This window comes from Archangium sp., assembly GCF_036388035.1.
Taxonomy (GTDB): Bacteria; Myxococcota; Myxococcia; order Myxococcales; family Myxococcaceae; genus Archangium.
Window position 1 is genome coordinate 1 of record NZ_DASVSO010001047.1, and the last position, 8,368, is coordinate 8,368.

Consider the following 8,368-nt stretch of genomic DNA (forward strand, 5'->3'; position numbering starts at 1 on the left):
GGGCAGACGTCCATCCAGAAGCGTATCGAATACGACCTGTACTACATCGAGAACTGGTCGTTGCTGATGGACCTGAAGATTCTCATTCGCACTGCACTCGGCGGCTTCCTGTCGAAGAACGCCTACTAGGTGTGACCGTGAACACTCGGGCGTGTGTGCGCTGATGCACGCCCCGAGGGCAAGCGTGCTGCGCTCCCGGGGGGGAGCCGGACTAGAATCGCCCCGCCATGGCCGAACAGCTCGGAGCGCTTCTCGTCCGCAAGGGACTCATCACCCAGTCGCAGTTCGATGAGGCCCTGAAGTCTCAACTCATCTACGGCGCCAGCCTGGGGACCAACCTCGTCGAGCTGGGTCTGATCGACCTGGGCACGTTGGGCCAGGCGCTGGCGGATACGTACCACTATCCCCTCGCGACAGAGGCGGAGCTGGACGCGGTCGCGCCCGAGACCCTGGCGCAGCTCAAGGCCGAGCTCGCGCGCAACCACCTGGCGTGCCCGATCGCCGTCGAGGGCCGCCGCCTGCGCGTGGCGATGGTGACTCCGCAGGATCAGAAGCACGTGGACGCGCTCGGCTTCGCCACGGGCATGCGCATCGTGCCCTCCATCGTGCCGGAGCTGCGTCTCTTCTCCCTGCTGGAGAAGTACTACGGCATCCCCAAGCCGGTGCGCCCCGTGCGCCCGGGCCAACCCAAGGTCGCGCCGCCCGCGCCGGCTCCCGTGGTGGCCGCGCCGGCTCCCTCCAGTGGCGTCGCACCGGCGCCGGCTCCGAACGGTCCCGCCTCGCCTGTCGCCGGGGCCCAGGCGCCCGCGGCGCGGGTGGCTCCGGTGGGGCAGGGGGCTCCGGTTCCGCAGCGGCCCGTGGCTCCGCAGCCCTCGCCCATGCCTCCGACGCAGGGGGCTCCGGTCTCGCCGCAGCCGCCCTCTGCGGTGCGCCCGGCCCCCTCGGCGGCTCCGCAGCCTTCGCCCACGGCTCCTTCGGCCGCGACTCCCGCCCAGCCAGCTCCGGCCTCGGCGCCGCGCCCAGCTCCTGGGACTCCGCCGGCCGCCGCGAGCCCGACTGCGCCTTCGCCGATGGCGGCCCCCGCCGCCGTGCGGCCCGCTCCCGGTGCACCCACGCCTGGTTCCGGAGCCGTCGCTGGTGCGAGCCCGCTGCCGGGTCAGCCTCCAGGGATGCGGCCCGCGCCGATGGCGGCCCCTCAGCCCCCGGCGGCCGGCCCTGCCGCGAAGCCCGCGCCGACGGTGGTGGGAACGCCTGCCGGGCCGGGCCCGGGTACTCCCGGGGGTGCGCCGGCAGGTGCCGCACCCGCTCGTCCTCCGGCGGCTCCGATGGGCGCTCCTGGCGGGGCTCCTGCTGGCGCCATGGCTCCACGGCCGCAGCCCTCGCCCGTCGCTCCGGGGAGTGTTCCGCCTCCTTCCCAGCCTTCGGCCTCGGGGCCGTCCGCGGCTCCGGCGGCGCCTGTCTCGGGGACTGGCGCGGCGATGCCTCAACGGCCGCAGCCTGGAGCGTCCTCGGCGCCGGGTCATGCACTCGTGGGAGCGGCGCCCGCGCAGCCTTCACCGGCGGCAGTGAGAGCACCCGTGGCGCCCCATGCGGCCGTGCCTCCTCGGCCGGCGGCTCCTCCCGCGCCCGGCGTGTCGGCAACGCCCGCTGGAGCACCGAGCGGGGCCGTACTGCCGCAGCCTCCGGCGGTCGCGAAACCGGCTGCCGGTCCGACGGCTCCCGGGAGTGCATCGGCCGGAGCCGTACCCTCGGCCCCCGTTGCCCCGGGTGCCCCGACGGCCGCCCGTCCGGCGGGCACCGCGCCCGTGTCGGCCGGGCCCGCGCAGGCCGGGCAGAGCCTGCCTCCGGGCATGACGCCCCGCAGTGCTCCCGGGCTGTCCCAGCCCGGAGCCGCCTTGGTTCCTCCTGCTCCTGTGGGGGCTTCGTCCGGCCCCGGGGCGGCGGTGGGGCAGGGAGCGCCTCAAGCACCGGGAGTGGCACGTCCTCCGGCGGGCCAGCCAGGACCGGCCATCGCGGCGCGTCCTCCGGCACCTGGAGCGCCGCCGGCTGCCGCTGGCGCCCAGGCTGCTCCCACCGGCCAGTCGCCCGCCCCGGCTCCTGGGGTGGCTGCTTCGGTCGTGAGTCAGCCGCAGCCCGCGCCGCCTCAGGAGGCCACACCTGTCGCGCCTCCCGCCCCGCCCGCGCCCGCCGCTCCGGTGCCCGAGGCGCAGCCTCCGATGGCCGCCGCGGACGTTGCGCATGAGCCCGAGCCCCGTGTGGACGTGGCTCCTCCGCCAGCGATTCCGGCTCCCGCCGCGCAGGCTGTGCCTCTTCCGGAGAAGGCCGGGGCCCCGGCCACCGAGAGCGAGCCGCCGCTGGCCGCGATGGCGGCCCCTGTCGCCGTCACGCCGCCTCCCGCCCAGGAGTCGAAGGTGGAAGTGGCGCCCGAGGCGCCTGTCCTGGAGGTACCTCCGCCGTCGGCCCTTTCTCCCGCCGAGGACAGCGCGAGCGTTTCCGTCGAGGCCACCGCCCCGGCGACGAGCGACAGCCCGGCCGAGGCGCCCCTCGAGAGTGAGGCCCGGGTCGTTCCCCCGGAGCCGGTCGAGCTGCCGCCGATGCCCACCGGGGAGATGGAGGTCTCCTCGAACTGGGAGCCCCTGGAGCAGAGTGGGGCGGACGCCAACCTGAGCCAGGTGCCCACGTCTCCCTGGCAGCGGCGAGCCATCGAAGTGGACTTCTCCACGCCGGAGTCCGGCTCCATCGGGACGGACGCCGCTCAGGGAGACGAAATCCCACTGGCCTCCGTCCACGAGTTCATCCCGACCTGGCAGCCCTCGGCCGAGCCGGAGGCGGGTGCGGCGCGAGCGGAAGGTGCGTGGGCCGGGAGCGCCGAGGACGCGGGGGTCCGACTCCAGTTCCAGGAGGCCCTCGAGGCGCTGCGGCAGGCGACGACGCGGGGCGCGCTGGGCAAGGCGCTGCTGTCCTACTGCCGGGGGCGTTTCCCGCGAGGCTTCCTCCTCGGTGAGACGTTCGGCCTCGCCCGGGTGGGGCGGGGGTATGGCCCGGGGAGCGACAAGCACGCGGTCTCGGCGCTGCAGGTGGACCTCGAGGCGCCGTCGATCCTCGCCTCGGCCGCGGCCAATGGCAGGCCCATCATCTCCAGCGTTCCGGAGAGCCAGGAGGACGAGCAGCTCTTCGGCGCCCTGGGCGAGTCCTTCTCGCACCTGATGGCCGCGCCGATCCGGCTCCACCAGCGCACGGTGGCCTTCGTCGTCATCGACGGCGGGCCGTCTCCGTTCGGCAGCGAGGAGCTCCAGGAGCTGGAGCAGCTCATCTCGGAGGCCTCCGAGGTCTACGGCCGGCTCAACGACGGCGCTCGCTGAGGTGGCCGCGGGGCCGTCGCCGAAATGAAAAAGGCCCCGGTGCGCATGCACCGGAGCCTCGACTTCGGGTTCACGTCAGGAGCGAAGGGGCACCTTGCCCCCGGCCCTCGCTTCTTCAAGGGCCGGGGTTGAACCCGAGTTCACCGGGTTGCCTCAGCTGCAGCCGCTCGTGGTGCCGCAGTTGCTGCACTTGTAGCAGGCGCCGTTGCGCACCATGATCTCACCGCACGTGTGGCAGGGCGGGGCGTCGGCCTGGTTGAGGTACGTCCTGCGCGGCGTGGACATGGGCAGCGCCGCCACCGGGGCCGCCTGCACCGGCTTGGGCTCGGCCTCCACGGCCACCTGCTTCTCCACCGCGGCCTCCACGCCGTCGGCCTGCTCGCTCGGCAGGAACTTCAGCGCCAGCCAGCGGAAGATGTAGTCGATGATCGACTTGGCGATCGGAATCGCCGGGTTGCCGGTGAAGCCGCTCGGCTCGAAGCGGGTGTGGCTGAACTTGTCCACCAGCACCTGCAGCGGCACGCCGTACTGCAGCGCCAGCGACACCGCCGTGGCGAAGCTGTCCATCAGGCCGCTCACCACCGAGCCTTCCTTCGCCATGACGCAGAAGAGCTCGCCGGGGGTTCCGTCCTCGTACATGCCCACCGTCATGTAGCCCTCGTGGCCACCGATGGAGAACTTGTGCGTGATGGCTCGGCGCTCGTCCGGCAGCCGGCGGCGCATGGCGTTGGCGTCCTTCACCGCCACCAGCGCGGGCTCGGCCACCGCCATCTTGGTGTCCTTCACCTTGTCCTTCGAGGTGTTGAGCGGCTGGGTGCGCTTGCAGCCGTCGCGGTACACCGCCACCGCCTTGAGTCCCAGCTTCCAGGCCTCGAGGTACGCCTTCTCGATGTCCTCCACCGAGGCGTCCGACGGCATGTTCACCGTCTTGGAGATGGCGCCCGAGAGGAAGGGCTGCGTGGCGCCCATCATCTTCAGGTGGCCCATCCAGTGGATGCTGCGCTGGCCCTTGGCGGGCTTGAAGGCGCAGTCGAACACCGGCAGGTGCTCGGGCTTGAGGTGCGGGGCGCCCTCGATCGTCTCGTGCTTGTCCAGGTAGGTGATGATGTCCTGCGCCTGGGTCTGCGGGTAGCCGAGCTTCTCGAGCGCCTGCGGCACCGTCTGGTTGACGATCTTCAGCATGCCGCCGCCCACCAGCTTCTTGTACTTGATGAGCGCGATGTCGGGCTCGATGCCCGTGGTGTCGCAGTCCATCATGAAGCCGATGGTGCCCGTGGGGGCCAGCACCGTCACCTGGCTGTTGCGGAAGCCGAACTCGGTGCCCATCGCGAGCGCCTCGTCCCAGGCCTTCTTCTGCGCCTCGAACAGCTCGGTGCCCGAGCCCTCGGGCTGCACGTTGTAGGCGGCCTTGCGGTGCTTGCGGATGACGCCGAGGAAGGGCTCCTCGTTCTTCGCGTAGCCGGCGAAGGGGCCCATCTTCCCGGCCATGCGCGCGCTCATCGCGTACGCCTGGCCGCACATGAGCGAGGTGATGGCCGCCGCGTAGTTGCGGCCCGCGTCCGAGTCGTACGGCAGGCCCGTGGCCATCAGCAGCGCGCCGAGGTTGGCGTAGCCCAGGCCCAGCGGCCGGAAGTCATGGCTGTTCTTGGCGATCCGCTCCGTCGGGTACTTGGAGAAGCCGACGATGATCTCCATGGACAGCAGCACCACGTCCACCGCGTGCTTGAAGGCGGTGACGTCGAAGTCGCCGTCGATGGTGCGGAAGTGCATCAGGTTCAGCGACGCCAGGTTGCAGGCCGAGTCGTCGAGGAACATGTACTCGGAGCACGGGTTGGACGCGTTGATGCGGGCCGTGTTCGAGCAGGTGTGCCAGGTGTTGATGGTGCTGTCGAACTGCAGGCCCGGATCCCCGCACAGGTGCGCCGCCTCGGAGATCTCCCGGAAGAGCTCGCGCGCCTTGTAGGTGTCCATGGGGCGGCCGTCGCGCACCGCGCGCGTCGTCCACGCGCTGTCGTTCACCACCGCGCGCATGAACTCGTCGGTGACGCGCACCGAGTTGTTCGAGTTCTGGAAGAAGACGGAGGAGTAGGCCTCGCCGTTGAAGCTCGGGTCATACCCGGCATCGATGAGGGCCCAGGCCTTCTTCTCCTCGCTGGACTTGCAGCGCACGAAGTCCAGCACGTCCGGGTGGTCCGCGTTGAGGATGACCATCTTCGCGGCGCGGCGCGTCTTGCCACCGCTCTTGATGACGCCGGCGAAGGCGTCGAAGCCCTTCATGAAGGACACGGGGCCGCTCGCGGTGCCACCGCCGGCCAGCAGCTCCTTGCTGGAGCGGATGGTGGACAGGTTGCTGCCGGTGCCCGAGCCGTACTTGAAGAGCATGCCCTCCGTCTTGGCCAGGCCGAGGATGGACTCCATGGAGTCATCCACCGAGTTGATGAAGCACGCCGAGCACTGGGGGTGCTCCTCCACGCCGACGTTGAACCACACCGGCGAGTTGAAGGCCGCCTTCTGGCGCAGCAGCAGGTGGGTGAGCTCGGCGTGGAAGGTGTCACGGTCGGTGGCCGTGGCGAAGTAGCCGCCCTCGGCGCCCCAGCGGGTGAGGGTGTCCACCACGCGACCCACCAGCTTGCGCACGCTCGTCTCGCGCTCGGGGGTGCCGGGCGTGCCCCGGAAGTACTTCGAGGCCACCACGTTGGTAGCCAGCATGGACCAGGACTTGGGCACCTCGATGTTCTTCTGCTCGAAGACGCTCTTGCCGTCCTCGCCCGAGATGGACGCCGTGCGCAGCTCCCAGGCCAGCTCGTCCGCCGGATCCACGCCCGGCGTCGTGAAGAACCGCTCCACCGTCAGTCCGCCGGAAGGGGCCCTCTTCAGACCCGCCCCCAGCTCCTTGCTGTCCAGTGCTCCTGCCGTGGCGCTCAGCTCATGCTCCATGGTCCACCCTCCCGTACTGCTTTCACTCGTCGTATGACTGCAAAATTTGCAAAAAGCCAAGCCCGCGAGATCTCTTGGGATCAAGTGATCTCGATCCAACACGCCCTTTTCCTGTCAGGAGAGGTGCGTGAGGTCGGGTCAAAATCTTGTGTTTTGGGGTCTTGCCTGCTCGCTTGCTGGGAGAGCAGGTAGGCAAAGGTACGATCTTCGTTCTGGGGCCGTCAAGGTTCCGTCACCCCTAGATCTTGTGTCCGTTGCCATGGAGACACCTACCAATAGGGGACAGTGACCGCTCTGAGGGCCCACGTCCGGATGGACTCCCGCGGCCCCGGACCGCGGAGAGGGAGCCGATCTAAAGCCTGCTCGGCCGCTGATCAACTCTCTTGAACAATGGAGCGTCATTGGCTGACCAGTCATGTAGCGTCACTCCCACGAAAAAGCCGGTGATCACTAGCGGATGTTTGCTGAGAGTCTGTGCACGAATCCTCACGGCGGGGAGTGCCCCAGGCAAGAAAGCCACGGCCGGGTTCCGCGCGAGGTGGTTGGTTTCCCACGTTGGCTGCGTTAGGAGGGCAACATGCCTCCCTTCAAGCGTCACGTATTCGTCTGCACGAACCAGCGCCCCGAAGGGCACCCCAAGGGTTGTTGCGCCTCAAAGGGTGCCGAGGAGGTCCGCGCCCGCTTCAAGGAGGAGCTGGACAAGCGGGGCCTCAAGGGACAGATGCGAGCCAACGCGGCCGGGTGCCTGGATACCTGCTCGTTCGGAGTCTCGGTCGTCGTCTACCCGGAGGGCACCTGGTACGGCGGGGTGAAGCCCGAGGACGTGCCCGCCATCGTCGACGAGCACCTCGTGGGCGGCCAGCCCGTGGAGCGGCTGCTGATGCCGTTCTCGCGCAAGAAGGCCGCGGAGTAGGGCCGGCTCAGTCGAAGATGTCGAGCAGGGAGCCCGCGCTGCTGCTCGCGCTCGATCTGTCGCTGTTCTCGAAGTAGCAGAGGTCCACCATCAGGGTGGCGGCGAGCACCATCTGCCGCAGCCGGGGGTCGGTGAGTTCCGGCTTGAACTCCACGCCGAAGTTGTCGGCGTCGCTCATCGCCTCCTTGAGGAAGCCGCTCCACTGCTTGCGGATGACGGCCACCTCCTCGCCGCGCTGCTTGACGTAGAAGGTCCACGGACGCCACTGCGGGCCCTCCAGGGTGGCCATCACCACACCCGCCGGGGTGCAGAGGTTGAAGGTGCGGCGCAACAGTCCGAAGGTCTGCTGGATGTAGCCGAGCTGGCGCCCGTCCCAGGCCGTCACCTCCACGTAGTTGAAGAAGAACGTCCAGGGCTGTTGGAGGCTCAGGGCCCGGGTGCCCCCCTTCGTCATGCAGTCCAGCTCCACCCGGCGGAAGGGCCAGAAGTTGCGCAGCAGCGCGTTGCCCCAGCCCTCGCCCGTCTCGCCGATGTACAGCATGAAGCTGCCGTTCGAGTCGATGGCCTCGTAGCGGTTGCGCGTCTCCCAGCCGATGAGGATCTCCGCCCACTCGTGGATCTGGCGCACGCTCAGGCCCGGACCCTCCAGCAGCGGGGCGAGCGCGGTGCGCAGCTCCAGGCCCATGTGGCGCGGATCCCCCGGGGCGCCTCGGCCCGCTCCCGACTCGGCGAGTGCGGTCTCCTGGGCGGCCACCTGGGCGCGCTGCTCTGGCGCGGTGCGCCCCTTCCAGTCCAACTCGAGGTCACCCGTGTCTTGTGGCCGTCGGCCGTGCTCGTGGCTCATGCCGGAGAGCCTAGTCCGTATGCGTCGGAAAAGAAAAAGGCGGCGGGCCCGGGAGCCCACCGCCTTCTTCCTGGGGGCACTCACCGTGCCCGAACCGCGCGCTCTAGTCGTCGTTGCGATCGCCGAAGAGGCGCAGCAGCGAGATGAAGAGGTTGATGAAGTCCAGGTACAGCGTCAGCGCGCCGACGATGCTCAGCGCGGCGACCGACTTGTAACCGGAGGCGGCGTGCATCTCGCGCAGCTTCTGCGTGTCGTACGCCGTCATGCCCGCGAAGACGACCACGCCCGCGCAGCCCACCACGAAGTTGAGCA

6 protein-coding genes are annotated in these 8,368 nt (G+C 69.9%); 3 read left to right on the forward strand and 3 right to left on the reverse strand.

The features are described from left to right. On the forward strand, window positions 1-129 hold a 129-nt coding region (locus VF697_RS43180; RefSeq protein WP_331104609.1), incomplete at its 5' end, for a sugar transferase. A gap of 98 nt (window positions 130-227) precedes the next feature. Continuing rightward, entirely contained in the window at window positions 228-3,362 is a 3,135-nt protein-coding gene (locus VF697_RS43185) for a hypothetical protein (protein WP_331104601.1), read from the forward strand. A gap of 153 nt (window positions 3,363-3,515) precedes the next feature. Here the strand turns inward: VF697_RS43185 and VF697_RS43190 are convergent, their stop codons facing one another. Further along, window positions 3,516-6,299, reverse strand: a complete 2,784-nt coding sequence (locus tag VF697_RS43190) for a vitamin B12-dependent ribonucleotide reductase (RefSeq protein ID WP_331104603.1) — start codon at window positions 6,297-6,299, stop codon at window positions 3,516-3,518. A 577-nt stretch (window positions 6,300-6,876) separates the two neighbouring features. Between VF697_RS43190 and VF697_RS43195 the strand changes: the two genes are divergently transcribed. Continuing rightward, window positions 6,877-7,212: a (2Fe-2S) ferredoxin domain-containing protein gene (locus tag VF697_RS43195; protein WP_331104605.1), complete on the forward strand. Its 336-nt coding sequence runs from the start codon at window positions 6,877-6,879 to the stop codon at window positions 7,210-7,212. A 7-nt stretch (window positions 7,213-7,219) separates the two neighbouring features. Here the strand turns inward: VF697_RS43195 and VF697_RS43200 are convergent, their stop codons facing one another. Together VF697_RS43200 and VF697_RS43205 are read right to left on the reverse strand one after the other, a co-directional pair. Further along, the gene (locus VF697_RS43200; RefSeq protein WP_331104606.1) at window positions 7,220-8,056 is read right to left on the reverse strand and encodes a phospholipid scramblase-related protein; all 837 of its coding nucleotides are present in this window, start codon (window positions 8,054-8,056) and stop codon (window positions 7,220-7,222) included. Between the two features lie 103 nt (window positions 8,057-8,159). Further along, window positions 8,160-8,368: Bax inhibitor-1 family protein (locus tag VF697_RS43205; protein ID WP_331104607.1), on the reverse strand; the 209-nt coding region annotated here is incomplete at its 5' end.